26 protein-coding genes are annotated in these 24,811 nt (G+C 53.2%); 9 read left to right on the forward strand and 17 right to left on the reverse strand.

Annotation, left to right across the window (positions count from 1 at the left end):
• Positions 1 to 85: 85 nt before the first annotated feature.
• Positions 86 to 1,648, reverse strand: coding sequence for a replicative DNA helicase (gene dnaB / locus C510_RS0105705; RefSeq protein WP_018710378.1), 1,563 nt, complete (start codon positions 1,646 to 1,648; stop codon positions 86 to 88).
• Between the two features lie 340 nt (positions 1,649 to 1,988).
• Here dnaB and fldA point away from each other — a divergent pair, with 340 nt between their 5' ends.
• The 4 genes from fldA (at position 1,989) to C510_RS17025 (ending at position 4,550) form a co-directional block, all read left to right on the forward strand.
• Complete coding sequence (gene fldA / locus C510_RS0105710; protein ID WP_018710379.1) at positions 1,989 to 2,495, forward strand: flavodoxin FldA; 507 nt, start codon at positions 1,989 to 1,991, stop codon at positions 2,493 to 2,495.
• A gap of 42 nt (positions 2,496 to 2,537) precedes the next feature.
• Positions 2,538 to 2,900, forward strand: coding sequence for a DUF2023 family protein (locus tag C510_RS0105715; protein ID WP_018710380.1), 363 nt, complete (start codon positions 2,538 to 2,540; stop codon positions 2,898 to 2,900).
• Positions 2,901 to 3,069: 169 nt separating this feature from the next.
• Positions 3,070 to 4,347: a GTP-binding protein gene (locus tag C510_RS0105720; protein ID WP_025892568.1), complete on the forward strand. Its 1,278-nt coding sequence runs from the start codon at positions 3,070 to 3,072 to the stop codon at positions 4,345 to 4,347.
• Positions 4,348 to 4,391: 44 nt separating this feature from the next.
• Complete coding sequence (locus C510_RS17025; protein WP_018710382.1) at positions 4,392 to 4,550, forward strand: YqaE/Pmp3 family membrane protein; 159 nt, start codon at positions 4,392 to 4,394, stop codon at positions 4,548 to 4,550.
• A gap of 178 nt (positions 4,551 to 4,728) precedes the next feature.
• Here the strand turns inward: C510_RS17025 and C510_RS0105730 are convergent, their stop codons facing one another.
• The 4 genes from C510_RS0105730 to cobT all read right to left on the reverse strand — a co-directional run bounded on the left by C510_RS0105730 (position 4,729) and on the right by cobT (position 8,027).
• Positions 4,729 to 5,586 (reverse strand): MBL fold metallo-hydrolase, encoded by an 858-nt coding sequence (locus C510_RS0105730; RefSeq protein WP_025892567.1) that lies wholly within the window; start codon positions 5,584 to 5,586, stop codon positions 4,729 to 4,731.
• A 110-nt stretch (positions 5,587 to 5,696) separates the two neighbouring features.
• Positions 5,697 to 6,224: an alpha-ribazole phosphatase gene (cobC, locus tag C510_RS0105735; RefSeq protein WP_018710384.1), complete on the reverse strand. Its 528-nt coding sequence runs from the start codon at positions 6,222 to 6,224 to the stop codon at positions 5,697 to 5,699.
• Between the two features lie 6 nt (positions 6,225 to 6,230).
• Entirely contained in the window at positions 6,231 to 6,983 is a 753-nt protein-coding gene (locus C510_RS0105740; RefSeq protein WP_018710385.1) for an adenosylcobinamide-GDP ribazoletransferase, read from the reverse strand.
• A gap of 3 nt (positions 6,984 to 6,986) precedes the next feature.
• Positions 6,987 to 8,027 (reverse strand): nicotinate-nucleotide--dimethylbenzimidazole phosphoribosyltransferase, encoded by a 1,041-nt coding sequence (gene cobT, locus C510_RS0105745; RefSeq protein WP_025892565.1) that lies wholly within the window; start codon positions 8,025 to 8,027, stop codon positions 6,987 to 6,989.
• 158 nt (positions 8,028 to 8,185) lie between these two features.
• Here cobT and C510_RS0105750 point away from each other — a divergent pair, with 158 nt between their 5' ends.
• The 3 genes from C510_RS0105750 to aat are packed head-to-tail and all read left to right on the forward strand — an operon-like array spanning position 8,186 to position 11,400.
• The gene (locus C510_RS0105750) at positions 8,186 to 8,494 is read left to right on the forward strand and encodes an ATP-dependent Clp protease adaptor ClpS (protein ID WP_022340062.1); all 309 of its coding nucleotides are present in this window, start codon (positions 8,186 to 8,188) and stop codon (positions 8,492 to 8,494) included.
• Between the two features lie 12 nt (positions 8,495 to 8,506).
• The gene (locus C510_RS0105755; protein ID WP_018710388.1) at positions 8,507 to 10,759 is read left to right on the forward strand and encodes an AAA family ATPase; all 2,253 of its coding nucleotides are present in this window, start codon (positions 8,507 to 8,509) and stop codon (positions 10,757 to 10,759) included.
• A 2-nt stretch (positions 10,760 to 10,761) separates the two neighbouring features.
• On the forward strand, positions 10,762 to 11,400 hold the full coding sequence (aat, locus tag C510_RS0105760; RefSeq protein ID WP_018710389.1) for a leucyl/phenylalanyl-tRNA--protein transferase: 639 nt from the start codon (positions 10,762 to 10,764) through the stop codon (positions 11,398 to 11,400).
• Between the two features lie 13 nt (positions 11,401 to 11,413).
• On the opposite strand, the gene C510_RS0105765 is transcribed toward aat, so the two are convergent.
• Positions 11,414 to 12,730, reverse strand: coding sequence for an anaerobic C4-dicarboxylate transporter family protein (locus tag C510_RS0105765; RefSeq protein WP_022340060.1), 1,317 nt, complete (start codon positions 12,728 to 12,730; stop codon positions 11,414 to 11,416).
• A gap of 96 nt (positions 12,731 to 12,826) precedes the next feature.
• Here C510_RS0105765 and C510_RS0105770 point away from each other — a divergent pair, with 96 nt between their 5' ends.
• Together C510_RS0105770 and C510_RS16135 are read left to right on the forward strand one after the other, a co-directional pair.
• Positions 12,827 to 13,774 carry an NAD(P)H-dependent flavin oxidoreductase gene (locus C510_RS0105770; protein ID WP_018710391.1) on the forward strand — a complete coding sequence of 316 codons (948 nt, stop codon included), beginning with the start codon at positions 12,827 to 12,829 and terminating at the stop codon, positions 13,772 to 13,774.
• 136 nt (positions 13,775 to 13,910) lie between these two features.
• On the forward strand, positions 13,911 to 14,342 hold the full coding sequence (locus C510_RS16135) for a hypothetical protein (protein ID WP_018710392.1): 432 nt from the start codon (positions 13,911 to 13,913) through the stop codon (positions 14,340 to 14,342).
• Between the two features lie 290 nt (positions 14,343 to 14,632).
• Here C510_RS16135 and C510_RS0105780 read toward each other — a convergent pair whose 3' ends face one another.
• The 11 genes from C510_RS0105780 to C510_RS0105830 all read right to left on the reverse strand — a co-directional run bounded on the left by C510_RS0105780 (position 14,633) and on the right by C510_RS0105830 (position 24,808).
• Positions 14,633 to 15,520, reverse strand: coding sequence for a F0F1 ATP synthase subunit gamma (locus tag C510_RS0105780; protein ID WP_018710393.1), 888 nt, complete (start codon positions 15,518 to 15,520; stop codon positions 14,633 to 14,635).
• 5 nt (positions 15,521 to 15,525) lie between these two features.
• Positions 15,526 to 17,115, reverse strand: coding sequence for a F0F1 ATP synthase subunit alpha (atpA, locus tag C510_RS0105785; RefSeq protein WP_018710394.1), 1,590 nt, complete (start codon positions 17,113 to 17,115; stop codon positions 15,526 to 15,528).
• An 84-nt stretch (positions 17,116 to 17,199) separates the two neighbouring features.
• Positions 17,200 to 17,757 carry a F0F1 ATP synthase subunit delta gene (locus C510_RS0105790; protein ID WP_018710395.1) on the reverse strand — a complete coding sequence of 186 codons (558 nt, stop codon included), beginning with the start codon at positions 17,755 to 17,757 and terminating at the stop codon, positions 17,200 to 17,202.
• A 2-nt stretch (positions 17,758 to 17,759) separates the two neighbouring features.
• Positions 17,760 to 18,266, reverse strand: a complete 507-nt coding sequence (gene atpF, locus C510_RS0105795; protein WP_025892562.1) for a F0F1 ATP synthase subunit B — start codon at positions 18,264 to 18,266, stop codon at positions 17,760 to 17,762.
• A gap of 13 nt (positions 18,267 to 18,279) precedes the next feature.
• Positions 18,280 to 18,534 carry an ATP synthase F0 subunit C gene (atpE, locus tag C510_RS0105800; RefSeq protein WP_025892560.1) on the reverse strand — a complete coding sequence of 85 codons (255 nt, stop codon included), beginning with the start codon at positions 18,532 to 18,534 and terminating at the stop codon, positions 18,280 to 18,282.
• A 63-nt stretch (positions 18,535 to 18,597) separates the two neighbouring features.
• Positions 18,598 to 19,716: a F0F1 ATP synthase subunit A gene (gene atpB, locus C510_RS0105805; protein ID WP_025892558.1), complete on the reverse strand. Its 1,119-nt coding sequence runs from the start codon at positions 19,714 to 19,716 to the stop codon at positions 18,598 to 18,600.
• Between the two features lie 6 nt (positions 19,717 to 19,722).
• The gene (locus C510_RS0105810; protein ID WP_018710399.1) at positions 19,723 to 20,148 is read right to left on the reverse strand and encodes a hypothetical protein; all 426 of its coding nucleotides are present in this window, start codon (positions 20,146 to 20,148) and stop codon (positions 19,723 to 19,725) included.
• A gap of 68 nt (positions 20,149 to 20,216) precedes the next feature.
• On the reverse strand, positions 20,217 to 20,477 hold the full coding sequence (gene atpC / locus C510_RS0105815; protein WP_018710400.1) for an ATP synthase F1 subunit epsilon: 261 nt from the start codon (positions 20,475 to 20,477) through the stop codon (positions 20,217 to 20,219).
• A 5-nt stretch (positions 20,478 to 20,482) separates the two neighbouring features.
• Positions 20,483 to 22,012 carry a F0F1 ATP synthase subunit beta gene (atpD, locus tag C510_RS0105820; RefSeq protein WP_018710401.1) on the reverse strand — a complete coding sequence of 510 codons (1,530 nt, stop codon included), beginning with the start codon at positions 22,010 to 22,012 and terminating at the stop codon, positions 20,483 to 20,485.
• A gap of 355 nt (positions 22,013 to 22,367) precedes the next feature.
• Positions 22,368 to 23,555, reverse strand: coding sequence for a hypothetical protein (locus tag C510_RS0105825; protein WP_025892556.1), 1,188 nt, complete (start codon positions 23,553 to 23,555; stop codon positions 22,368 to 22,370).
• Between the two features lie 608 nt (positions 23,556 to 24,163).
• The gene (locus C510_RS0105830; RefSeq protein ID WP_018710403.1) at positions 24,164 to 24,808 is read right to left on the reverse strand and encodes an ATP-binding cassette domain-containing protein; all 645 of its coding nucleotides are present in this window, start codon (positions 24,806 to 24,808) and stop codon (positions 24,164 to 24,166) included.
• Between the last annotated feature and the right edge of the window lie 3 nt (positions 24,809 to 24,811).

A 24,811-nucleotide genomic window follows, 5' to 3' on the forward strand; every position in this document is an offset into this window, starting at 1 on the left:
CTAATGGATATGCAAAGTTAATACAAATATTTGTATACAAAGGACACGTTAGCCGTTTTTTTCGTCCATTTCCTTTTCTTACAGCTTAGAACGGCACATCCGGCAACGGTCCGCCGAACGGGTTCTCCGGCTGCGGAGCCATTTCCACCGAAGGAGGCGGGACCATATCCTGTCCGCTGCTCCGGTTCATCTTGGAATGGAGCACCGCCCCTGGTGCCTCTTCACCCGGCATCGGTACAATCATATCGTCGTCCGGATTCTGGAAACGGGCATACTCGGCCCGGAAGCGCAACAGCACATCGCCCACCGCACCGTTACGGTGCTTGGCTATGATGATTTCGGCCATCCCGTGCAGGTCGTTTCCTTTCTCGTCGGTATAAATCTTGTAATATTCCGGACGGTGGATGAAGCACACCATATCGGCATCCTGCTCGATGGCTCCCGATTCACGCAAGTCACTCAGTTGCGGACGTTTCCCGTCGATACCTTCACGGCTCTCCACACCACGGTTCAACTGGCTCAACGCCACGATAGGAATATTCAGCTCCTTGGCCAGTCCCTTCAACGAACGCGAAATGGTGCTGACCTCTTCCTGACGGCTGCCGAAAGACATACCGCTGGCGTTCATCAGCTGCAGGTAGTCGATGATGATGATTTTCACTCCATGCTCACGCACCAGACGGCGTGCCTTGGTACGGAGTTCGAAGACAGACAAGGAAGGGGTATCGTCCACGTACAGCGGGGCATCGTAAAGCTCCTTAATCTTGTAGTCGAGCTGTCCCCACTCGTACGGGGCCAACTGACCGCTTTTGATTTTCTCACCGGGAATCTCGCAGACATTCACAATCAGACGGTTCACCAGCTGCACGTTACTCATTTCCAGCGAGAACAAGGCTACCGGTACTTTATTCGTCACGGCCATGTTCTTTGCCATGGAAAGCACGAAGGCGGTCTTACCCATGGCCGGACGGGCTGCGATGATAATCAGGTCGGAATTCTGCCAGCCCGAAGTCATCTTATCCAACTGATGGAAACCGCTGGAGAGTCCGCTCAGACCGTCGGTACGGGCCGCCGCTTTCTGCAGCATCTCGTATGCCTCCTGGATGACCGGATTAATCTGCGTATAATCCTTCTTCATGTTCTGCTGCGAAATCTCGAAGAGCTTCCCTTCGGCTTCCTGCATCAGGTCATCCACATCCTGCGTCTCGTCGAATGCCTTTGTCTGTATGTTACTGGTAAACGAAATCAACTCACGGGCCAGAAATTTCTGGGCGATGATACGGGCATGGTATTCGATGTGTGCCGATGAGGCCACTTTGCCACTGAGCTGAGTGATATAGAAAGGGCCACCCACTTCTTCCAGGTTCCCGCGTGAACGGAGCTGTTCCGTCACCGTCAGGATATCAATCGGCTTCTGCTGGATAGCCAGGTCGGTAATCGCCGCATAAATCAACTGGTTCCGGTGTTCGTAAAAAGACTCCGGACGAAGTATCTCACTCACCAGCGAATATGCATCCTTCTCTATCATCAGTGCACCCAGCACCGCCTCCTCCAGTTCCGGGGCCTGCGGCTGCAAGTGTCCGTATTCGTCCACCGGCTTGGTCTTCGTCGCCTTGGGGACCCGTGTCGTTCTTTTCGTTTCTGCCATGTATAGTTACTTTTTAAACGGGGCAAAGATATACATTTTGCCGGAGCAGACAGACAAAACCCGACAGAAAAATATCACCGACGAGGTTTCGCAGATTCGTTTCCAGGGGTTCGTCAGCCACATATAAGATATACCCGGTCAGGAAAGGAAACCTCATACGCCATTCCTGTATGAACCTCAACAATTGACCGCTTTCTGTGCAAAGTCTGAACGCGAGGCAAGACTTCCTCTCCCTACAAATGGGGATACGGGTCCGATTCAAAAACCCCTACAAATAGGTATTTCACAGAAGGAAGATACCATCTACCTTTGCCTTCACAAACCAACAAATGAATAGAAAATGAAAAAAATCGGAATTATCTACGGTTCCACCACCGGAACCTGCGAAAGCCTGGCCAACCAGTTGGCAACATGTTTAGGCGTATCAGACAATGACGTACACAGTGCAGACAAGCTGACGGATGCACTGGTATCCGCCTACGATGTATTGATTCTCGGGACGTCCACCTGGGGAGACGGCGAATTACAGGATGACTGGTACGACGGCATCAAGGTACTGAAGCAGGCGGACCTGAACGGAAAAACCGTCGCCCTCTTCGGCTGCGGCGATTCGGAAGCTTATTGCGACACCTTCTGCGACGGCATGGGTATCCTGTACGAAGACTTGAAAGACTCGGGATGTACCTTCCTGGGCAACCGGGTCAGTACAGACGACTACACCTTCTCCAGCTCCATCGCTGTGGTAGACGGTACCTTTGTCGGTCTTGCCCTGGACGATGTGAATGAAAGCGCCAAGACTGCCGGACGCATCCAGGCCTGGGCAGACGAACTGAAGCACAGCCTCTGATTCAACAAACCGCTCTTTTGTAGAACCCATAGTTAACACACGATGACATCCTCTCCCGACATCCACCCAGCCGACCTGAAGGTTTTTCTGAACCATGTGTACGAATACAAGAAAGGAGTGCGCCGCATGGTGCTCTATACGGTCAACCGCAAATACGAGGCATTTGCCGTAGCCCGCCTGAAGAGCCAGCACATCGCCTTCGTGATACAGCCGGTCACCGAGAACAGCATCAACCTGTTCTTCGGACGTGCGGAATGCATCCGGGCTATCCGGCACATGGTAACGCGTCCGCTGAACCAGCTGACACCCGAAGAAGACTTCATCCTGGGGGCGATGTTGGGATATGACATCTGTGCGCAGTGCGAACGGTATTGCGCACGCAAGCAGACACAACCGAGGAGCTAATCTTCGGTTGTATCTGTCTTGTTCCATCGGCTCCCCTCCCCGTTTCTTCATCATCCTGTCAGAAAAACCAGCCATCCACATAACCGGCGAACCGATAAAAAGCGTACCTTTGCCGGAGCGCAGGAATTCCCTGTGTCCAACCATAGAAACAGAAAAAAACTTCGATATGATGAAAACAAAAGAAACACCCGTACTACTCCTGACCGGTTATCTGGGTAGCGGGAAAACAACCCTGGTAAACCACATCCTTTCCAACGAACGGGGCATCAAGTTCGCCGTCATCGTGAACGACATCGGTGAAGTGAACATCGATGCCGACCTTATCCAGAAAGGAGGCATCGTGGGCAAGAAAGACGACAGCCTGGTAGCGCTCCAGAACGGATGCATCTGCTGCACCCTGAAGATGGACCTGGTGGAACAACTGAACGATATCCTGAAGATGAACCGCTTCGACTACATCGTCATCGAAGCCAGCGGTATCTGCGAGCCGGAACCGATTGCGCAGACCATCTGCTCCATCCCGAGCATGGGAGAAGCCTACACCCGTTACGGAACCGCCCGTCTGGACTGCATCGTAACCGTTGTCGACGCACTCCGCCTGCAGAGTGAATTTGCCTGCGGCGACGACCTGACCCGCCAGGACATCGGCGAAGAAGACATCGAGAACCTTATCATCCAACAGATAGAATTCTGCAACCTTGTGCTGCTGAACAAGGCCTCGGAAGTGGAACCGGCCGAACGGGAGCGCATCCGTCACATCATCCATACCCTCCAGCCGGGAGCGGAAATCATCGAATGTGACTATGGCAACGTGGAACTGGACAAGCTCATCCACACCCATCTCTTCCACTTCACACGGACAGCCACCTCGGCCGGATGGATTCGCGAAATCGAAAAACAGGTTACCGAAGAAGAGGAAAAGGAAGCACACCTCCACGGACATCACCACGAACACGAGGAAGAGGAACACCATCACGACCATGGGCATGAACACGATCATGATCATGAGCATGAGGAACATGAAGGGGAAGAACACGGACATCACCACCACCATCACCACCACGAAGGAGGGGAAGTGGAAGAATACGGTATCGGTACCTTCGTGTATTACCGCCGACCGGCCTTCGACCTGCTGAAATTCGACCGCTTCGTATCAACCCAATGGCCCAAGAACGTCATCCGTGCCAAAGGAGTATGCTATTTCAGCAACAACCGCGACATGTCCATCCTCTTTGAACAGGCAGGCCGACAGAAACAGCTCTCACAGGCCGGACTCTGGTACGCTACAGCCTCAGAGGAAGAACTGATCAAGCTGATGCAGGAAGAACCGGGACTGCTGCGTGACTGGGACGAGAAATACGGCGACCGCATGCAGAAGATTGTCTTCATCGGACAGCACCTGGATAAGGAACAGCTGACCCGTGATCTGGACGCCTGTCTGGAATAAGCAAGTCATTACATTCATCATCAACCGATTCAAACGCATTGAACATGTCTATATTCCGAGTAATCCTCTCCATCATCTTCCCGCCGCTGGCAGTTATCGACAAGGGTTGCGGCTCCGTATTGATTGTCCTTATCCTGACCCTCTGCGGCTGGATTCCCGGTGTCATAGCGGCCCTGATTATCCTGAATAATCCGAACCGGTAAAGTTTTTTGTAAGTTCTCGAGTATGTTGATGTATACATTGGTATTACATCAACATACCAAGAAACTTCATATTCAAGGCTTCATGTATGCGCTGGACACCTCCATCACTCCCATAAAACCAAGTACCTTGTCAACTTACCCAAGAGCCGAATTTCAACTTTTAATTTTTAACTTTTAATTATTTCAGCCCCGGTGCCGGCAAGTGCATACCTGCCATGACGAACTGGTTCTCGTCCACTTCCTGCAGGTATTTCTTTCGTGACTGGATGGCTGCTTCCTTATCCATATCATAGGTAGCACAGATTTCCGGATGTGGAATCTGCAGTGCCGCGCCATGAATCAAATCACCGACTACGAGCAAGGTACCCACCTGATAAGCGGTATGGCCCGGTGAATGGCCGACAGCATCACAAGCGATGACGTTTCCGGGCAAGGTTTCACCGAACTCAAACAGATGCAGCCTGTCCTTATAGGCATCCATGGTTTTCACCACCTGAGCCTTCTTGTCGTCCGGCATCTTCATCCAGCCATCATATTCTTTCTTCGAAGCGTAAACCTGCGCGTTGGGGAAAACGACACTGTCTCCCTGCATCATGCCCCCGATATGGTCGCCATGGAAATGGGTAAGGTAGAGATAGTGGATATCCTCCGGAGCAATGCCCAGACGTTTCAGGCGTTCCTGCAACTGCCCGGCCGGCGCTCCCAGTCCGGTATCGAAAAGAATCTGGAGGCTGTCGGTCTCTACCAGGAAGACACTGACCGATGAAGGAATTCCGGCTTGCAGCGACAAGCTCTCTATCAGTTCCTGCGAAGCGTCAGGAAACAGGGATACAGGCATCAGTTTGTCCTCGGCATTGTCCTGTATCCAGGTTACATTCACATCACTCACTTGCAGGGTTTTCAGTCCATCGTCTGTTTTCATTTCATTCACATCAGGGTTTTCGGCAACCTGTTTTTTGTTTCCACCGGAACAACCGGCACACAGGAACGTACACAGTGTCAGTCCCAACAGGCTTCGTTCTAGTAATCTTTTCATACTAATCAGATTTAAAAATGGTAACTCTTCCCCTCCGGATGATGATTACAAAGTTAGAATTTCTTTGCAAAAAACCAGCTTTTCCATCCGATTTTTTCACAGGGAAGGCCCTAAAGGTCTATCACCACCATGCCTCCGTATGGCGAAATCGCGTCAAATCCCTGCTCAGGCTTTATCACTCCTGCATAGACCTGTGCGCTGATAAGCACGCCTCCGTGGGCAAAAATCAGCACCTGTTCATACGGATGCTGCTTCAACTCCTCGAGGAAGGAAGATACCCGATGAAGCAGGTCCATGAACGATTCACCGCCGGTAGCGGGAACGTGCAGGTAATCGTCGTACCACTCCCGCAGACGGGGGTCGGAGATATCATCGTACCGCTTCATCTCCCACTTGCCGCAGTTGATTTCCTTCAGCCGGTCATCCCGCTCGGCACCGGGATAACCGCAGAAAGCGGCCAGCCGGGTGCAACGGGACAACGGACTGGTATAGACCTTATCGAACACCAATCCTTCGATACGGGACTTGCAGACAGCCGCCTCTTCCTCGAAACTCGCCTTCAGCGGTACATCGGTCTGTCCGTAACAGGTTCCGGGAGCTACATCCACGGAAGTATGTCTGATTAAATAGACTTTCATGTTGATTTATTCCATAAAATGTGTAACAATCGCTGCCCCCATCCAGGCGGAGAGTTCAGCCAATAAAAACAAGGCGCCGCAGCAGTCGCCGGTATAGCCGCCCAACCGGGAGCGAAACAAGTGTATCAGCAGGAAGAAGACCACCACCGGTCCGATAAGCATCCAGCTGTAGGATAAAGGCAGGGACACCAGCGGGAGCAATCCCCCCAAGGCTGAGGCCACCATTTCTTTCCAGGTAAAACGGTCGTACACCACTTTGGCCTTGCTCTCGGCCTCTTTCCGGGCATAAGGAAGTTCACGGAGAATGTGGCAGCCCACATACTTGGCAAAGGGGTCGGCACACCCGAGAACCACCGGAAGCACCTGGACCGGTAAAGCCAGCAGCAGACTCACACCCAGCAGGTAATACAGAATCAGTCCGATAACCCCGTAACTTCCGATGAAGGAATCCTTCATGATACGGAGTGTACTCTCCCGGTCACGTCCACCTCCGAACCCGTCGAAGAAATCGGCCAGCCCGTCTTCGTGCAAGGCTCCGGTAACCAAGAGACGGACTATCAAAGCCCCGATAACCGCTACCGGAGCCGGAAACAGATACAATAACCCCCAGCAGGACAATGCCATCAACCCACCGGTCAGCCACCCGCTCAGACTCCAATAAGCCACCACGTGTTTGAAGCATTCCTGCGGAACGGTCTTCAGCTTCCAGAACGGAAGGCGGGTAAAGAACATGAAGGCTGCCAGAACATTATCAAGCATGGGTCAGAAGTATTTCGTGATGGAAGCATGACCGAAGGTATCCATCTCATTCATCATCCGCACTGCCGAGTCGAGGATGGGATAGGCACAGACAGCACCGCTCCCCTCACCCAGGCGAAGCCCCAGGTTCAGCAGCGGACGGGCCTGCAGGTAATCGAGCACCAGCTTATGGCCGCTCTCGTCTCCCTGATGCCCGTATACGGCATATTGCAGCACAAGAGGATTCAGCTTCGAGGCAGCCAGCAGGCAGTTGGTCATGATAAAACCGTCCACCAGTATCACCATCTGCTGTTCCGCCGCACGGAGCATGCCTCCCACGGCCATCACCATCTCATAGCCTCCGAACTGGCACATCACTTCGACGGGCGACAGCGTCCCTCCGATGCGGTCCAGCGAACGGCGGAGCACTTCGTATTTATGAGCCAGCCGTTCTCCTTGCAGTCCGCTTCCGGCTCCCACACATTGTTCCAGCGGAATACCGGTCAGACAAGTCATCCACATGGAAGAGGCCGATGTATTCCCGATGCCCATTTCACCGAAACTGACCACATTACAGCCATTAGCATGCGCCAAATCCACACATTTCGCTCCCCGTTCCAGGCACAAGTCCAATTCCTCTTCCGTCATGGCAGCCTCGTGCAGGAAATTCCGGGTACCCCGCCGCACTTTCATATCAACGATACCTCTTCCGGCAGGCAAGTCATAATCCACACCTGAATCTACAATCATCAGCTGGAAACCGTGCTGGCGGCAGAGGTAGTTGATACCGGCACCTCCGTGCAGGAAATTACTGATTTGCTGCCAGGTAATCTCTTTGGGCGATGCGCTTACCTGCTCATCCACAATGCCATGGTCGGCAGCGAACAGGAGGTTGTACGGACGGTTCAAATGCGGGAACAAGGTATGCTGAATCATGCACACCTGTGCGGCAAGTTCTTCCAGGCGTCCCAACGAGCCCTTCGGCTTGGTCAGGTCGTCTATCTTCTGGAGCACTGTTTTCCGGAATTCCGGATTCTCCAAATCTGGTATCTGAAATGTCTTCATTGTATATCGGTTATAATGCCGGGGCCTCACTCAGGAACGCCCCGCTTTTTTCAAGGACACAAAAATACAACAAAAGATGAGATACTCGCATCCCCGCACAGAAAATTCATCCCGGTCCGGTGAACGGCATGGGATTTTTTTGTACATTTGTTCCCATTATGGGACAAGAACAAGCTTCAATCAAAGAGCGGGAACGTACGGATTTACGGGAACCCCGCCGATACAAAGTGATTATCTATAACGACGACTTCACCACCATGGAATTTGTCGTCAGAATTTTGACCACGGTTTTCTTCAAATCGCCTGCCGAAGCCGAAACGCTCATGCTGCAGGTACACCGGAGCCAGTCGGCCGTAGTGGGCATCTATACGTACGACATCGCCACGTCGAAAGTACAGAAAGCCACACGCATGGCCCGCGAAGAAGGATTTCCTTTACGACTTACCGTAGAACCCGAAGAAAACTGATTCTTTAGACTTATGAGTATTTCAAGCACCCCTTTTGTAGAGAAGGCCTTCAATCAGGCCCAGAAGAAAGCCACACGGGAACGCCACGAGTTCCTGCTTCCCGAACACCTGCTGTATGCCTTGCTGGAACAGGAGCCGTTCCGGGTAGCGCTCGAACCTTTCGACATCGACCACCGACAGCTTTGGCTGAAACTGGAACAGTTCTTCCAGGAGGAAGTGGAGAAAGTGCCCGAAGGCATCGACTACCGGCTGGAACTCTCCGGCCAGATGAATGAGATTGTCCACATCGCCTACATGCAGGTCAAGGACTCCAACGCCGAAAGCATGGATATCCCGCACCTGATACAGGGATTGCTGCAGCAGCAGGAATCATGGGCGGCACACCTGCTGAAGACACAACTGAACGGCGAAGAGACCGAATTCATGCAGGAACTGATTGCCGCCTATCAGGCATACGACGAGAACTGGGACCACGGACAGGAGGAAGAAAACTCCAGACAGGAGGCCTGGCGCAACTACGTCACCTGCCTGAACGATACCCTGGACGAGCATAACCCGCTGATAGGCCGTGAAGCCGAACTGGAACGCACCATTCAGGTGTTGTGCCGCAAGGAAAAGAACAACCCGCTCCACGTCGGCGAATCGGGTGTCGGAAAGACTTCCCTCGCCTACGGACTGGCAGCCCGCATCGAAAGCGGCGATGTGCCGGAACGCCTGCAGCATGCCCGCATCTATGCCCTCGACCTGGGAGGCCTGCTGGCAGGGACACAATTCAGAGGCGACTTCGAAAAACGGCTGAAGATGATTATGGAAGGTATCCGCAAGGAAGGGAATGCCATCGTCTACATCGACGAAATCCACAACCTGGTGGGCACCGGACGGACCGGCGACAGTTCGATGGATGCCTCGAACATGCTCAAGCCGTACCTGGAAGGCGGCGAAATCCGTTTCATCGGCTCTACCACCTACGATGAATACAACCGTTACTTCGCCCGCAGCAAGGGAATGGTCCGCCGCTTCCAGCAGATTGATATTCTGGAACCCGGCATCGACGAGACCATCCGCATCCTCGAAGGGCTGAAGGAGAAATACGAGGCGTTCCATCAGGTCATCTACGAGGACGATGTGATTCCGTATGCCGTAAAGGCAAGCGCACGCTACATCAGCGACCGTTTCCTGCCCGACAAGGCCATCGACCTGATGGACGAAGCAGGGGCCTACCGCGAAATCCACCCCACAGACACCGACGTGCAACGGGTAGACAAGGCTTTGGTCACCGATGTACTGGCACGGATGTGTAAGGTGGATGCCCTGTCGATGAAGGAAGACGACAACGCGAACCTGGAGACGTTGCAGGAACGCATCGGAAGCCAGATTTACGGACAGGACGAAGCGGTGACACAGGTAGTAGAAGCGGTACAGTTGGCCAAAGCCGGCCTGCTGGACGACAACAAGCCATTGGCCAGCCTGCTGTTTGTAGGACCTACTGGAGTCGGTAAGACCGAAGTGACCAAAGTACTGGCCAACGAACTGGGCATCCCGCTCGTCCGTTTCGACATGAGTGAATACACCGAGAAACATACGGTAGCCAAGCTGATTGGCTCACCCGCCGGTTACGTAGGTTACGAAGACGGCGGCCTGCTGACAGATGCCCTCCGGAAATCGCCGCACTGTGTCCTGCTGCTGGACGAAATCGAAAAGGCACATCCGGACATCTTCAACATCCTGCTGCAGGTGATGGACTATGCCGTCCTGACCGACAACAAGGGACGGAAAGCCGATTGCCGCCACGTCATCCTGATAATGACTTCCAATGCCGGAGCGCAATACGCCCGCCAGGCATCGGTAGGATTCACCGGCCTGGTCAGCGCCGGAGAGGCCATGATGAAACAGGTGAAGAAGACCTTCAAGCCGGAATTTATCAATCGTCTGTCGGCTACCGTCATTTTCCACGACATGGACCTGACAATGGCCGGACTGATTCTGGACAAGAAGCTCCGGGAACTGGGCAGAAAACTGGAAGCACGTCGCGTACGGATGACGCTCACCCCCGAAGCCCGTCAATGGCTGCTGAAGAAGGGATTCACCCTGGAATACGGGGCCCGCGAAATGGACCGCGCCATCGCTTCGCACCTGAAACCGCTCTTCATGCGAGAAATCCTCTTCGGTTCCCTCAAGGAAGGCGGCCAGGTACAGGTAGTGCTCCGGGACGGACAATCCCTCGGCTTACAACCGCTGGACATCAAATCTGAAACACAAGCTTAACCATGGTATTCCTACTGACTGAAGAACTGGCTTTTCCGGACCCGCATAACGGCGACCCGGACGGGCTGCTGGCCGTAGGAGGCGACTTGTCGGTCGACCGCCTGCTGCTGGCCTATTCCAACGGTATCTTTCCGTGGTATGCTTTCCGGCAGGGAGTCATCGAATGGTGGTGCCCGCTCCAGCGGTTTGTCATCTTCCCTTCCGAAATCCATATCTCCCACTCCATGCGTACCCTGATGAACAAGGGAAAATACGACATCACGTTCAACCAGGCTTTCGACAGGGTCATCAAGGCATGCGGCGACCTGCGCAAAGACGAAGAAGGAGCCTGGCTCGGCGAAGATATGATAAAGGCCTATACGGCCCTGCATGAACAGGGATTCGCGGCCAGTGTGGAAGTATGGGAGGAAGACCGGCTGGTCGGAGGCCTCTACGGAGTAGCCATCGGACGGTGTTTCTTCGGCGAGAGCATGTTCTCCCGCGTACCCAGCGCCTCGAAACTGGCACTGATTCACCTCGCCCGCTTCTTCGAGGAACACGGGGGTGCCTTGATCGACTGCCAGTTCGAAACGCCGCACCTGAAATCGATGGGCGGACGGTACATCTCCTACGAAACCTACATGAAGTATGTCCAGGAATGATGTCCTCTGCCAACTAGAGCAGGACCTGAATCAGTAACATACCTACCACAATCGATACAATCGTAGCCACCATCCCCGGCATCATGAACGAATGGTTCAATACATACTTGCCGATACGCGTCGTACCCGTACGGTCGAAGTTGATGGCGGCTACTACTGTCGGATAGTTCGGAATGAAGAAATACCCGTTGACAGCCGGGAACAAGGCCACCAGCAACGCCGGCGAGATACCCAGCGCCAGGCCCAACGGCATGACGGCACGCACCGTAGCCGCCTGGCTGTACAGCAGGATAGACATCACAAACAAGGCTACTCCGAACAGCCAGGGCATTTCCTGCACAATGTGTTCGATGGAGCCTGTCAGCTGCGCCAGATTCCCGTTGATGAACGTATCTCCCATCCAGGCGATACCGAAGATGGCAATCACCGCCTGCATACCGGCCGAATAGATGGAACCCTTGGCTGCCTGGATACCGTCTATGCGGGTCACCAGCAGGATGAGGGCCGCCACGCTCAGCATCACGATTTCGATGATGGCAGGCATTCCCAGACGTACACTCTCACCGTTCACCAGGAAAGTAGGACGCAACGATTCGATGGAACCGAACAATACAATCAGGAAGGTGGCAATCAGGAAGAGGGCAACCGACCAGCGGGCCTTCCACATACACGGTATCTCCGTGGTCTCTACCGCCGTATTCTCTACCGTACCTTCCTTCAACCGGCGCTGGTATTCCGGGTCGTCCATCAGTTCTTTTCCCACTTTCAACGAGCAGAAGGCCCCTACCAGTACGCCCGCCAGCGTAGCCGGTACAGAAATCTTCAGGATATCGAACAAGGAGAAATGCGCGCCCGACAACAGCCCCAACAGCGCCACGGTAGCAGCCGAGATGGGACTGGCCGTAATGGCCTGCTGCGAAGCGATGACAGCGATACCCAACGGGCGTTCGGGACGGATACGGGTTTCACGCGCCACTTCGGCAATGACCGGCAGTACCGAATAAGCGATATGCCCCGTACCGGCTACAAACGTAAACAGGTAGGTCACGAGCGGGCTCAGGATAGTCACCCGCGAAGGATTCTTCCGCAGAATCCGTTCTGCCAGCTTCACCATATACTCCAATCCGCCGGCTGCCTGCATACACGATGCCGCCGATATCACCGCCGCAATCATCAGCATGACATCTACCGGAGGAGTCGTCGGTTGAAGACCAAATACAAATGTCAGAATGAGCAGACCTACACCTCCCATCACACCCAAGCCGATGCCCCCCAAACGGGCACCGATAATGATAGCCGCTAAAACGACCAGAAACTGAATCAATAACACAAGTTTAGTTTTTAGAAGAATTTACGAATATTTTGGCGGCAAAATTACTTTTTTTTCTCATCTTTACCAACTGAAACTTCTTTAACCCACTCAAAAATGAACAGAATCAGTCATCTTTTTGGCATCCGCTACCCCATCATCCAGGGCGGAATGGCCTGGTGCAGCGGCTGGCGGCTGGCAGCGGCTGTCAGTCAGGCAGGCGGCCTCGGTCTGATCGGAGCCGGGTCCATGCATCCCGAAACCTTGCGTGAACACATTCGGAAATGCCGGCAGGCCACCTCACTCCCCTTCGGCGTGAATGTCCCCCTGATGTACCCCGAAATCGACAAGATCATGCAGATTATCGTCGACGAACAGGTACAGATTGTCTTCACCTCCGCCGGAAATCCGAAGACGTGGACCGAATACCTCCACGACCACGGCATCAAGGTGGCACACGTGGTATCTTCCTCGCGTTTCGCCGCCAAATGTGAAGAAGCCGGTGTAGACGCCATCGTTGCCGAAGGATTCGAAGCAGGCGGGCACAACGGCCGTGAAGAGACGACAACGCTCTGCCTGATACCGGCCGTGAAACGCATCTGTGCCACCCCCCTCATCGCTGCCGGCGGTATCGCCTCGGGCGAAGCCATCCTGGCTGCCCGTTGCCTGGGAGCCGACGGAGTACAGATAGGTACCCGCTTCGCCCTGACCGAAGAAAGCTCGGCACATTTCACCTTCAAGGACCGCTGCCTGCGACTCAACGAGGGAGATACCATCCTCACCCTGAAACAGCTGGCTCCTACCCGCCTGGTGAAGAATGATTTCTACCGCGACATCGAAGCGGCCGAACAACGGGGCGCCACCGCCGACGAGATACGGGAACTCCTCGGACGGGGACGTGCCAAACAGGGCATCTTCGAAGGGGATATCTACCAGGGCGAACTCGAAATCGGCCAGATAGCCTCACAAATCAAACGCCTGCAGCCCGTAGCCGAGGTCATGCAGGAACTGGTAGACGATTACCATAACGCCCTGCGCCGGATGCAGGACGAAACCGGCCTCTGACACCAGCAGCTCCGGAGAATCCCTATCCGATATAGGAAAATTCCCCGGAGCTTTTAGGATATTTCATCCCCCGGAAGTCCTTTCTTTCGCCTATCTTTGTACCATCATCAAAGTTAAAAAAGAACAGGAGGTTGATATGAAAACGGGATTGAAACTTCATAGCATGGTCTGGCTCATCGGCCTGGCCCTTACACTCGGACTTTCCAGTTGCGTAGTCGACGGCATCGGACTCCAGATCGGTACCGGCACCGACAGCTACCGCGAATATACAAGCCATCTCTGCCGCTACGTATGGGTGGACGAATGGGAGGCCAACGGCAAATTCTACCACCAGGAACTCACCTTCTACCCCGACCAGACCGGAAGCGACTACATGTACATCGAAGACCGCTGGGGACGTACGGAATCCACCTACAACTTCGTCTGGGACTGGTACGACAATTTCTACACCAGCCTCCGCCTCAATTACGGACGAGGCGACTACTCCTACATCGATAACATCCGTTGGGGCGACCGCAGCTTCAGCTGTTTCTTCGACAACGAAGCCGCTTATTTCACCGCATATTAATCATTGGCTTGCAAGTCCCCTAATTTTTGAATCGATCGACCCGATACCAGGGACTGGATACCAGTCTTGAGTCAGCTGACGACAGGACGCACGGACCGTGCGTCCCTACAGCGGACTCGGAAAACCACAAACCTAAAAACCCTTTTATTTTTTAATTGTTAATTATTAATTGTTAATTATTAATTATCATCGTGTGTTTTCATAGGATTATTTTTTTAGTTTAATTGAAAAAGGCTGCCCGACCCCTCAAACGGGGCAGGCAGCCTTTTGCTATTCTTCCAGTCAACGTATCACGCCAAAGAACCGCCGATGATATCCAGCAGCTCGTTCGTGATGGCCTGCTGACGGCTCTTGTTGTAAATCAACGTCAAGTCCTGAATCAGGTCGTTGGCATTATCCGTAGCCACCTGCATGGCCATCATACGGGCAGCATGTTCCGAAGCCGACGAATCCAGCAAAGCCGTAAAGAGCTTCAGATGCAGTACCTTCGGGAGCAATTGCCGTAACAGTCCCTCCACAGAAGGTTCCAGAATGTAGTCGGCCAGTTCTCCGGAAAGTTCTTCGGTATCCTCATCCGGATGGTTGCTCACTCCCAAATCCACCGGCAGGAAAGTCTCCTGGGTCAATACCTGGGTAGAAGTCGATTTGAAATGGTTATAGAGCAAATCTATCTGCTGTATTTCACCACGGACAAAGCGCTTCATCAGTTCGGCCGCCAGTTCCGAGGCTTCCCGATAGTTGGGCTTGCCGCTCATGTGCTGATAGTCCCCCATCGGGGTGAACCCCATCTTTTTCACTGCATCGGCCACTTTACGTCCTACCGGATAAATCTGGATATTCTCCTTGCCCACCTGAGCCGTGTATTTCTCCACCCATTCGTTCAGGTGCCGGATAACGTTCATATTGAAACCGCCGCACAGGCTGCTGTTGGAGGCGAACACCACCAGCGCCACCTTCTTCACCTCACGTTTTACGCTGAAAGGCGAGTCCACCCGGAGCCCCGAACCCAACAGGTCGGTCAGCATGTGATGCAGTCTCCGTTCGTAAGGAAGCATATTCTCGATTGCTTCCTGCGCCTTGTGCAGCTTCGAAGAGGCTACCATCTTCATCGCCGAAGTAATCTTCAGCGTCCCGTTAATGGAATTGATTCTTCCTTTTACTTCTTTCAGTGAGGCCATGATACTTACTGTTTATATTGTTGTACCGTAGCAGCCGCTACTTCTTCAATGAGAGCTGTCACGTTATCGTCTATCTTACCGCTAGCCAATACATCCAGCACATCTTCCTGATGGCAGGCGCGGAGCGTAGTCAGGAACGAATCCTGAAAAGCACGTACCTTACTGATAGGAATATCCTTCATCAGTCCGTGTGTACCGCAATACAGGATGGCAATCTGTTCGCCTACCGGCATCGGTGAATACTGAGGCTGTATCAGCAGCTGGTTGTTCTTACGTCCGCGGTCGATGGCCATGGCCGTTACCGGGTCCATGTCACTGCTGAACTTCGAGAAGGCTTCCAGTTCACGGTACTGGGCCTGGTCAATCTTCAGCGTACCGGCCACTTTCTTCATACTCTTTACCTGGGCACTACCACCCACACGCGATACGGAGATACCTACGTTGATGGCCGGACGGAAACCCTGGTTGAACAAGTCGGTTTCCAGGAATATCTGACCGTCAGTAATAGAAATTACGTTTGTCGGGATGTAGGCAGACACGTCACCGGCCTGGGTTTCGATAATCGGCAGGGCAGTCAGTGAACCTCCGGCCTTTACCTTCCCTTTCAGGCTAGGCGGCAGGTCGTTCATCTGTTCGGCCACTTCCTGCTGGCTGATGATTTTCGCCGCACGTTCCAGCAGACGGGAATGCAGGTAGAAAATATCACCCGGATAAGCTTCACGTCCGGACGGACGACGCAGAATCAGTGATACTTCACGGTAAGCCACCGCCTGTTTGGACAGGTCATCGTATACCACCAGGGCATGACGGCCGGTGTCACGGAAAAATTCGCCGATGGCAGCTCCCGCAAACGGAGCAAAGTACTGCAGGGCAGCAGGGTCGGCAGCCGTAGCGGCTACTACCACCGTATAGTCCATGGCGCCTTTCTCACGCAGGGCGTTCACGATACTGGCTACGGTAGAACCTTTCTGTCCCACAGCTACATAGATACAATATACCGGATTCCCCGCTTCATAATTGGCACGTTGGTTGATGATGGTATCGATGGCAATCGCCGTCTTACCGGTCTGACGGTCTCCGATAATCAACTCACGCTGTCCACGGCCGATAGGAATCATGGCGTCGATAGCCTTCAGTCCGGTCTGCAGCGGTTCGGTTACCGGCTGACGGAAGATAACTCCCGGAGCCTTGCGTTCCAGCGGCATTTCATACAGTTCGCCGCCTATCTCGCCACGTCCGTCCAAGGGAACTCCCAGCGGGTCGATGACACGTCCCAGCATGCTTTCTCCCACCTGGATGGAAGCGATACGCTTGGTACGCTTCACAATCATCCCCTCCTTGATACGGTCTGTCGGGCCCAGAAGTACGGCTCCCACATTATCCTCCTCCAGGTTCATCACGGTACCCATGACACCGTTTTCGAACTGCAGCAGTTCATTGGCTTCGGCATTACGCAAGCCATAGATACGTGCTACACCGTCGCTCACCTGCAGAACGGTACCCACTTCGTCAAATTTCAGTGAGTTGTCAATCCCTTCCAGCTGTTGAAGCAGCACATCAGAGACTTCACTGGGTTTTATGGTATTTTCTGGCATAAAATTTCTAATTAAAAATGAAGAGTGAAAAATGAAAGACCGAAAGTCATCGCGTTATTCATTATTCATTATTCATTATTCATTCTAAACGATTCTTCTGTTTCTCGCAATGAACTGGCGACGGATGCGTTTCAACTGGTTCTGCACGCTGGCATCCAGCCGGAATCCGGCCAGTTCGATGATATAGCCGCCGATGATAGACGGATTGACCTTCGTTTCGAGTTCCACTACTCCGTTGGTACGGGCACTGGCCAGTTCCTCCAGCTTCTTCACCAGTTTCGGCGATTCCACGGCCGTGGTCAGCTTCCCTACCAGGATGTGTTTGTCCTCGCGGTACAGGTCGATATAGGACCAGATCATGAACTGCAAGAATTTCTCGCGCTTCTCCTCCAGCACCAGGCGGAAGAAACGCTTCAGCTCCTCGCTGACTTCCTTCACGCCTACCGCGTCGCACAACAGCTTGTGTTTGGTGGCGATACTCAACACCGGATTCTCGATGGTGTGACGCAGCTGTGGAACCACATTGAGGGACGTATGCACCAGACGTTTCGTCTCGTCATATACCCTGTCTTCCGTTCCTCTGGACTTGGCGAAGGCGAGCAGCGCTCTCGCATAGCGCACGGAAATCACTCCAATGTTCATGGTTACTGTTTTTTAGACGTTTCAATCATTTCATCCAGCAGACGGTCTATCAGTTCCGTCTGAGCCTTGTCGTCCGCCAGCTTGGCACGCATCACCTTTTCGGCGACACTCACTGACAGGACGGCTACCTGACGGCGGATATCGCGGATGGCACACTCTTTCTCAGTCTCCACCTGCTTCTTGATTTCCGCCATCATGCGGTCGCCTTCGGCACGGGCGCGTTCACGCGCTTCACTGATGATACGGTCGCGGGAAGCGGCCGCCTCGCTCAGGATGCGTGACTGTTCCTCCTGTGCCTTGGCCAGGATACGTTCGCTTTCGGCCTGGATGTCAGCCAGTTTCTCATTGGCCTCACGGGCGGCCTTCAGCGAATTGTCAATATATGCCTTCCGGTCGTCTACCATCTGGATAATCACCGGGAAGCCGTATTTAGCCAACAGGAAGAATACGACTCCGAAGATGATGATCATCCAGAAAATAAGCCCCGGTTCCGGAGTTAACAATCCCATAAGCTACTCCGGATTATAAGAACAATGTCAACAGACAAACTACGATGGCAATCAGTGCCACACCTTCTACCAGGGCAGCGGCGATAATCATGTTCATACGCAGGTCGCCAGAGATTTCCGGCTGACGGGCCATTGCTTCCATGGCAGATCCACCGATTCTACCGATACCGACACCGGCACCCAATACTGCAATACCTGCACCAATGGCAGCACCCAATTTACCAATACCTACACCTGCAGCAGCCTGCAATAAAATTGACATTAACATAATCTTTCGTTTTTAAATGGTTATACTTTCTGTTTTATTTTTCTCTTTCTGTTTGCTACATGATTATTTGGCTTCGTGACCCTTCACCCGTGACAGACCGATGAATACGGCCGACAGCATGGTGAACACGTATGCCTGGATGAATGCCACCAGCAGCTCGAGGGCATCCATGAATATACCGAACGCAACCGCTACCACCGTCATTGAGCCGTTGATGACCGGGCCTACCTTCACCGTAATGAAGATGATGGCTACCAGACTCAGCACAGCCGCGTGACCGGCCATGATGTTGGCGAAAAGACGAATCATCAGCGCGAAAGGTTTCGTAAAGATTCCGAAGAATTCTATCAGCGGCATCATCGGAATCGGCACCTTCAGCCACGTAGGTACTTCAGGCCAGAAGATGTCCTTCCAATAAGCCTTTGTACCGAAGAGATTCGTGAACAGGAAGGTAATCATCGCCAGTACCAGGGTAACGGCAATGTTACCTGTCACGTTCGCACCGCCCGGGAAAATCGGAATCAGCCCCATCAGGTTGTTTACCAGAACGAAGAAGAAAGCGGTCAGCAGATAGGGCGCATAACGCTTGTAGTCTTCACCGATACACCCTTTGATGACATCCTTGTTGATCATCACCACGAGCGATTCGATCATTCCTACCCCGCCACGCGGAGCTCCTTCCTCTATCGGATGCTTCTTGTACCAGCGGGCACAGCTCAGCAGGATGACCACCAGTACCGTACTGTTGATGAAGAGTCCCAGTACGTTCTTAGTGATGGAGATGTCCAGCGGACGTACCTCCTCACCGGCAGCGTTCCGTTCCACAATCTTGCCGTCGTAAGTACCTCCTTCGGCGATATACAGGCCTTCATACGTTTCTCCCTCTTCCAGACGGGAAGAAGAGAAGCAGTGCCAGCCCGTAGAGCTTTTCACGATGACCGGTAGCGGAATACGGACAGACGTATCGCCGATGGTGGCGATGTGCCATTCATAGGCATCGCCGATGTGCCCGAACACCAGTGCATTCACATCCACATCCTCTGTCGCATCGGTAGCCGATTCCTCCGCCACCACAGCATCCAGCTTCTCCACCTCAGTAGAGTCGGCCGTCTGTGCCTGCATCGGGAATGCTCCGGTTATCAGCAGTGCCAGCATCGTTACTATGTACCGTAATTTTTTCATGTTTACTTATTCACTTTTGTCGGTTCCTTTCTTCTTCTCGGCCTTCAGCTTTTCCTCGAAGCGGAAGAAGAAACGCGTCTCTAATATCAGGAATCCGAAGTAGAACACCAGGAAGGTGGCGGTAAACGCCAGCACCTCGTGGGCCACCACAAATCCATAGAACATCAGGATGAACGCACTCAATATGAATTTGGACACCTTGCAGACCAGGAAAGCCGTTATCAGCTTCTTCTCGCCCATCCGATAACTCGTTTCGAACATGAACACATAGAACAGGCCGCACAGGTAGTAATATACCGGTATGGCAGGAAACCAGAGGAAATACCGATCGGGTATGAACAGGTGATAGACCAATGCGATAATCACCGTGAGATACACGGTCAATAATGTCAGCCTTATCAGAAAGGCCTTCCGTACTTTCAGTAATTTCATATCTATGTGTTTTTCGGTTATCAAGGATGTTCCGGTCGGGCCGGAGGGTCGGCAGGTGGCGTCGTGTCTCAGGTTTCTACGCAGACAGACACCTGGTTGTCCTTCACTTGCACGAATCCGCCCTGAATCTGCAGCGTCTGAAATTCGGTTCCGGTTCTTCCTTCCCGGAACTTCACCTCACCGGCCGTCAGCGACGAGATGACAGGCGCGTGGTCTTTCAGCACCTCGAACTTGCCCAGCTCGCCGGGCAGGATGACCGCCCGTACATCTCCTTCGTACAACGTCCGCTCGGGTGAAACTATCACCAGATGAAATTCTTTCCGTCCCATAGCGTTTATCCCTTAGCAGCTTCCAGCAGTTTCTTACCTTTCTCGATGGCGTCTTCGATGGTACCCACGTTCAGGAACGCCTGTTCCGGCAGGTAGTCCACTTCGCCGTCCAGAATCATCTTGAAACCGCGGATGGTATCTTCGATGGAAACCATCGCTCCCGGTACGCCGGTGAACTGTTCGGCTACGGCAAACGGCTGCGAAAGGAAACGCTGCACACGACGTGCACGGTTCACGGTCTCACGGTCTTCGTCCGAAAGTTCGTCCATACCCAGGATGGAGATGATATCCTGTAATTCCTTGTTACGTTGCAGAATCTGTTTTACGCGCTGTGCGGTCTCGTAGTGTTCCTTACCCACAATCAGCGGGTCCAGGATACGCGAGGTAGACTCCAGCGGGTCAACAGCCGGATAGATACCCAGCTCGGTAATCTTACGGCTCAATACGGTCGTCGCATCCAGGTGGGTGAAGGTCGTAGCCGGAGCCGGGTCGGTCAAGTCATCGGCCGGCACATATACGGCCTGTACAGAAGTGATGGAGCCGTTCTTGGTAGAAGTGATACGTTCCTGCATCTGTCCCATTTCGGTAGCCAGCGTCGGCTGATAACCTACGGCAGACGGCATACGTCCCAGCAACGCTGAAACCTCCGAACCTGCCTGGGTGAAACGGAAGATGTTGTCGATGAAGAACAGGATATCACGCGGTCCGCCTTCGCCGGTCTGACGGTCACGGAACGATTCGGCCAGTGTCAGTCCGGAGAGTGCCACATCCTGACGGGCGCCGGGAGGCTCGTTCATCTGTCCGAACACCATGGCTACCTGCGATTTTTCCACCTCGTTGTAGTCTACTTTCGACAGGTCCCACTTGCCTTCTTCCATGCTCTTCAGGAATTCGTCGCCGTAGCGGATAACCCCTGACTCAATCATTTCACGTAGCAGGTCGTTACCTTCACGGGTACGCTCCCCTACACCGGCAAATACAGAGAAACCGTTGTGCTTTTTCGCAATGTTGTTAATCAACTCTTTGATAAGTACAGTCTTACCTACACCTGCACCACCAAACAAACCAATTTTACCTCCCTTCAGGTAAGGCTCCAGAAGGTCAATTACCTTAATACCTGTAAACAGGACTTCCTGAGTCGTAGCCAGGTCCTCGAATTTAGGCGGTTCGCGATGGATGGGGAAGCCTCCGGTTTTGTCCAGAGCCTTCATTCCGTCGATGGTTTCGCCAACCACGTTCATTACTCGGCCTTTGATCTGGGCTCCTACCGGCATTGTGATAGACTGTCCGGTAGGTACGACCTCCATTCCACGCTGCAATCCGTCGGTGCTGTCCATGGCTACCGTACGTACCGTGTCTTCACCGATGTGCTGTTGCACCTCCACTACCAATGTACGGCCATCGTTCCGTTTGATGGTCAGTGCATCGTGGATTTTCGGCAAAGCCTGTTCGGCCTCCTGTCCTTCTTCGAACTTGAAGTGTACGTCGACTACCGGACCGATTACCTGCGAAATGTGTCCAACGATTTTTGACATAAGCTATTCTTTTATTTAAAACGATAAAAAGTATCCGGATTTCCCCCATTCGGAGTCGTTCCGGCACCCTATCTTTTTTGGGTTACGCAAAATTACTTGAATATCCGTGTGAGTGTTCAGAAAGTAACATTTTTTAGACCAAAATATTGAAAAATTGCTACGAATCAAGAAATATTACCCAAAAGATTTTCCAAATCCTCACAAATCTAAACATTTATTAATAAAAGAAATCCAGTCTGGCATCGTTTGGTGTCAGTATTTTTCCGTAAACGGGCACTGAAACAAACTATCCGGACTGGATTTCCGTATCTGGTTTGTTTTTCTACTTGAAAAACAATCTGCCGCACCCAAAGGTTTAGCGGCGGTACCAGATTTTATCAATTTTTTTCCGTATGGCGAAAATATTCAGCAACGAGACGATGACAAACAGCACAGCTCCCGCCACACAGGCCGGCCATACACTGCCTGCCTCCAGCGAAGGGAACAGTTGGGTCAACCTGTCCAGGTAGGCGTTGCGCACCAGGACTACCGCCACCAGGGCCAGGATAAAGACAAACGCGTTCAGCGTAGCGGTCAGCCCCTGATACGGAGCCGCCACCTTGGCCGGACTGTACCCTATCAGCAGCAGGTTCTCCAGCTTCGTGGTATTCTTCTGCAGCAGCAGGTAGATGCTCAGCATCAGCAGGTAGAAGGAAAGCACACTGATGAGCAGCCCCACCGAAAGTACAATTCCCACAATGACCTTCAGGAACCAGGTGGTCTTTCCGGCATCCAGCTTATCGTTCTCCGTTTCATACCCTTTGTCCTTGAAATACTTGGCGATACGGTCGTCCGCCGGATTCTTCACCTCCAGAATCAGCCGCGAAGGTTCTTCCTTCACGCCCTCCCCGTATTGGCTGTTCGCCCACTCCAGGAAGCTCTCCGGCACCAGAATCGTATTCAGCCGGTCCGAGAAACCTACGATGCGTCCCTGCATCCGGCTCACCTGTCCGCGACCGCTCAGGCGGATATCCAGGGGCATCATCCCCATCATGCCTTCCGAAATCTGGGGCATGTTCCGGCTTTGGGCAAATCCGAAGTTATACAGGTTCAGGTAATTCCGCGGAATGACAATCGGGATTTCCTGCATCCCCGGCTCGAAATGCCATCCGTCCAGGTTCACATCCACAAATCCGTCGGGCACCGACTCGAAGAACATGGCCGTAGAAAGCTGCATGCCTTCCAGCCCCATCCCGGCCGACACCTTGAACTGGGCAGGGCGGAATTCCCCCACCCGTTCGGTGAAAGGCTGCGTCTTCAGGTCGGACACTTCCGCCTCGGTAAAGCCCGTATTCTGACCTACGGCCGAACCCAATGTACTCACCCGCTTCGATACAATGATGTAATCTTTTTTCAAGAAGCTGTCTCCTGCGGTAAAGGCCGGCAGCACATCGCTATAAAACTGTACGCTCAGCAAGACAATGACCATACCGCAGAGGTTCGCCAGAAAGAACCCGGTCAGTTGCGATACGCTCACATGCTGTTTCAATAATTTCCAGATCAAAACGTAATTAGTTAAAAATTAAAAGTTAAAAATTAAAAGTTAGTTTGTGAGTTTGTAAGCATAAACATCAACCAGCGTTTTCCGGACGAGCTGACCTCACTACAGGCAAACAGTATTCACGAACAAACCCCGGAACAACGCCCACGAACAAACTTCGGAACAACGCCCACGAACGGCCCCCGGAACAACGTCCACGAACGGCCCCCGGAACAACGCCCACGAACGGATTTCGGAACAACGTTCTCTCCGGCCCCCGGAACAACGTCCACGAACGGCCCCCGGAACAACGCCCACGAACGGACCCCGGAACAACGTCCACGAACGGCCCCCGGAACAACGCCCACAAACGGATTCCGGAACAACGTCCACGAACGGCCCCCGGAACAACGCCCACAAACGGATTTCGGAACAACGTTCTCTCCGGCCTTAGTTTTGAGGCGAAAAGCGGAGAAGAGGAGCCCGGCGAACAGAAGCGCAGGCTGTCTGAGCGAAGCGAGTTCCTGCGCTTCCGACGGGAAACACTTCGTAGCCGCCTCAAAACGGAAGCCGGCGTTTTTTCTTTTTGTTACCTTTTTCTTTTGGACGCCCAAAAGAAAAAGTAAGAAACCCTACAACTGCATCACCGCATCATACTCCAGCGGCAGATGCTTGCCGATGGACGTCACCACGATGCCGAAGCCCTGTTTCGCGGCCTCCTCCGTCAGGATACGCGCCATGAGTCGTCCGTTCCCGTCGTCCAGGTGACTCACCGGCTCGTCCAGAAAGATGAAATCTGCAGGCTGGCAGAGCGCCCGGATAAAGGCCACCCGCTGCTGCTGTCCGAACGACATCCGTCCGATGGGCTGGTCCCACTTGTCGGCGATGCCCAGCTCCTCGAACCACCGTCGGATTTCCTTCTTGTCACGGAATCCCGTCAGGTTATTCTTCAGCTTCACGTTCTCCCAGGCAGTCAGTTCCGCAAAGAGCCGCAGTTCCTGAAAAAGCATGCTCAGCGAGCGCTTCCTCAGTTCCACCCAGTCGGCCACATGCAGCTTCCGCACGTTCGTCCCGTCGAAAGCGATGATTCCCTGGTAATCCTGCCGGTAACCATACACAAAGCTGCACAGAGACGATTTTCCCGTACCCGATGCAGCTTCTATCAAATAAGACTTCTCTTTCTGGAAAGCCACCTGCCGGTGCCAGATGTCGGACACGATTCCGTCGCGTCCGGCAAACACTTCCGGCAGGGTCTGTTGCAATTCAATCGTATTCATAGC

It is taken from the genome of Phocaeicola barnesiae DSM 18169 = JCM 13652, assembly GCF_000374585.1.
GTDB lineage: Bacteria > Bacteroidota > Bacteroidia > Bacteroidales > Bacteroidaceae > Phocaeicola > Phocaeicola barnesiae.

Coding starts and splice junctions, on each gene's coding strand:
- dnaB (WP_018710378.1), bottom strand. CDS start 1,648: ATGGCAGAAACGAAAAGAACGACACGGGTCCCCAAGGCGACGAAGACC.
- fldA (WP_018710379.1), top strand. CDS start 1,989: ATGAAAAAAATCGGAATTATCTACGGTTCCACCACCGGAACCTGCGAA.
- C510_RS0105715 (WP_018710380.1), top strand. CDS start 2,538: ATGACATCCTCTCCCGACATCCACCCAGCCGACCTGAAGGTTTTTCTG.
- C510_RS0105720 (WP_025892568.1), top strand. CDS start 3,070: ATGAAAACAAAAGAAACACCCGTACTACTCCTGACCGGTTATCTGGGT.
- C510_RS17025 (WP_018710382.1), top strand. CDS start 4,392: ATGTCTATATTCCGAGTAATCCTCTCCATCATCTTCCCGCCGCTGGCA.
- C510_RS0105730 (WP_025892567.1), bottom strand. CDS start 5,586: ATGAAAAGATTACTAGAACGAAGCCTGTTGGGACTGACACTGTGTACG.
- cobC (WP_018710384.1), bottom strand. CDS start 6,224: ATGAAAGTCTATTTAATCAGACATACTTCCGTGGATGTAGCTCCCGGA.
- C510_RS0105740 (WP_018710385.1), bottom strand. CDS start 6,983: ATGCTTGATAATGTTCTGGCAGCCTTCATGTTCTTTACCCGCCTTCCG.
- cobT (WP_025892565.1), bottom strand. CDS start 8,027: ATGAAGACATTTCAGATACCAGATTTGGAGAATCCGGAATTCCGGAAA.
- C510_RS0105750 (WP_022340062.1), top strand. CDS start 8,186: ATGGGACAAGAACAAGCTTCAATCAAAGAGCGGGAACGTACGGATTTA.
- C510_RS0105755 (WP_018710388.1), top strand. CDS start 8,507: ATGAGTATTTCAAGCACCCCTTTTGTAGAGAAGGCCTTCAATCAGGCC.
- aat (WP_018710389.1), top strand. CDS start 10,762: ATGGTATTCCTACTGACTGAAGAACTGGCTTTTCCGGACCCGCATAAC.
- C510_RS0105770 (WP_018710391.1), top strand. CDS start 12,827: ATGAACAGAATCAGTCATCTTTTTGGCATCCGCTACCCCATCATCCAG.
- C510_RS16135 (WP_018710392.1), top strand. CDS start 13,911: ATGAAAACGGGATTGAAACTTCATAGCATGGTCTGGCTCATCGGCCTG.
- C510_RS0105780 (WP_018710393.1), bottom strand. CDS start 15,520: ATGGCCTCACTGAAAGAAGTAAAAGGAAGAATCAATTCCATTAACGGG.
- atpA (WP_018710394.1), bottom strand. CDS start 17,115: ATGCCAGAAAATACCATAAAACCCAGTGAAGTCTCTGATGTGCTGCTT.
- C510_RS0105790 (WP_018710395.1), bottom strand. CDS start 17,757: ATGAACATTGGAGTGATTTCCGTGCGCTATGCGAGAGCGCTGCTCGCC.
- atpF (WP_025892562.1), bottom strand. CDS start 18,266: ATGGGATTGTTAACTCCGGAACCGGGGCTTATTTTCTGGATGATCATC.
- atpE (WP_025892560.1), bottom strand. CDS start 18,534: ATGTTAATGTCAATTTTATTGCAGGCTGCTGCAGGTGTAGGTATTGGT.
- atpB (WP_025892558.1), bottom strand. CDS start 19,716: ATGAAAAAATTACGGTACATAGTAACGATGCTGGCACTGCTGATAACC.
- C510_RS0105810 (WP_018710399.1), bottom strand. CDS start 20,148: ATGAAATTACTGAAAGTACGGAAGGCCTTTCTGATAAGGCTGACATTA.
- atpC (WP_018710400.1), bottom strand. CDS start 20,477: ATGGGACGGAAAGAATTTCATCTGGTGATAGTTTCACCCGAGCGGACG.
- atpD (WP_018710401.1), bottom strand. CDS start 22,012: ATGTCAAAAATCGTTGGACACATTTCGCAGGTAATCGGTCCGGTAGTC.
- C510_RS0105830 (WP_018710403.1), bottom strand. CDS start 24,808: ATGAATACGATTGAATTGCAACAGACCCTGCCGGAAGTGTTTGCCGGA.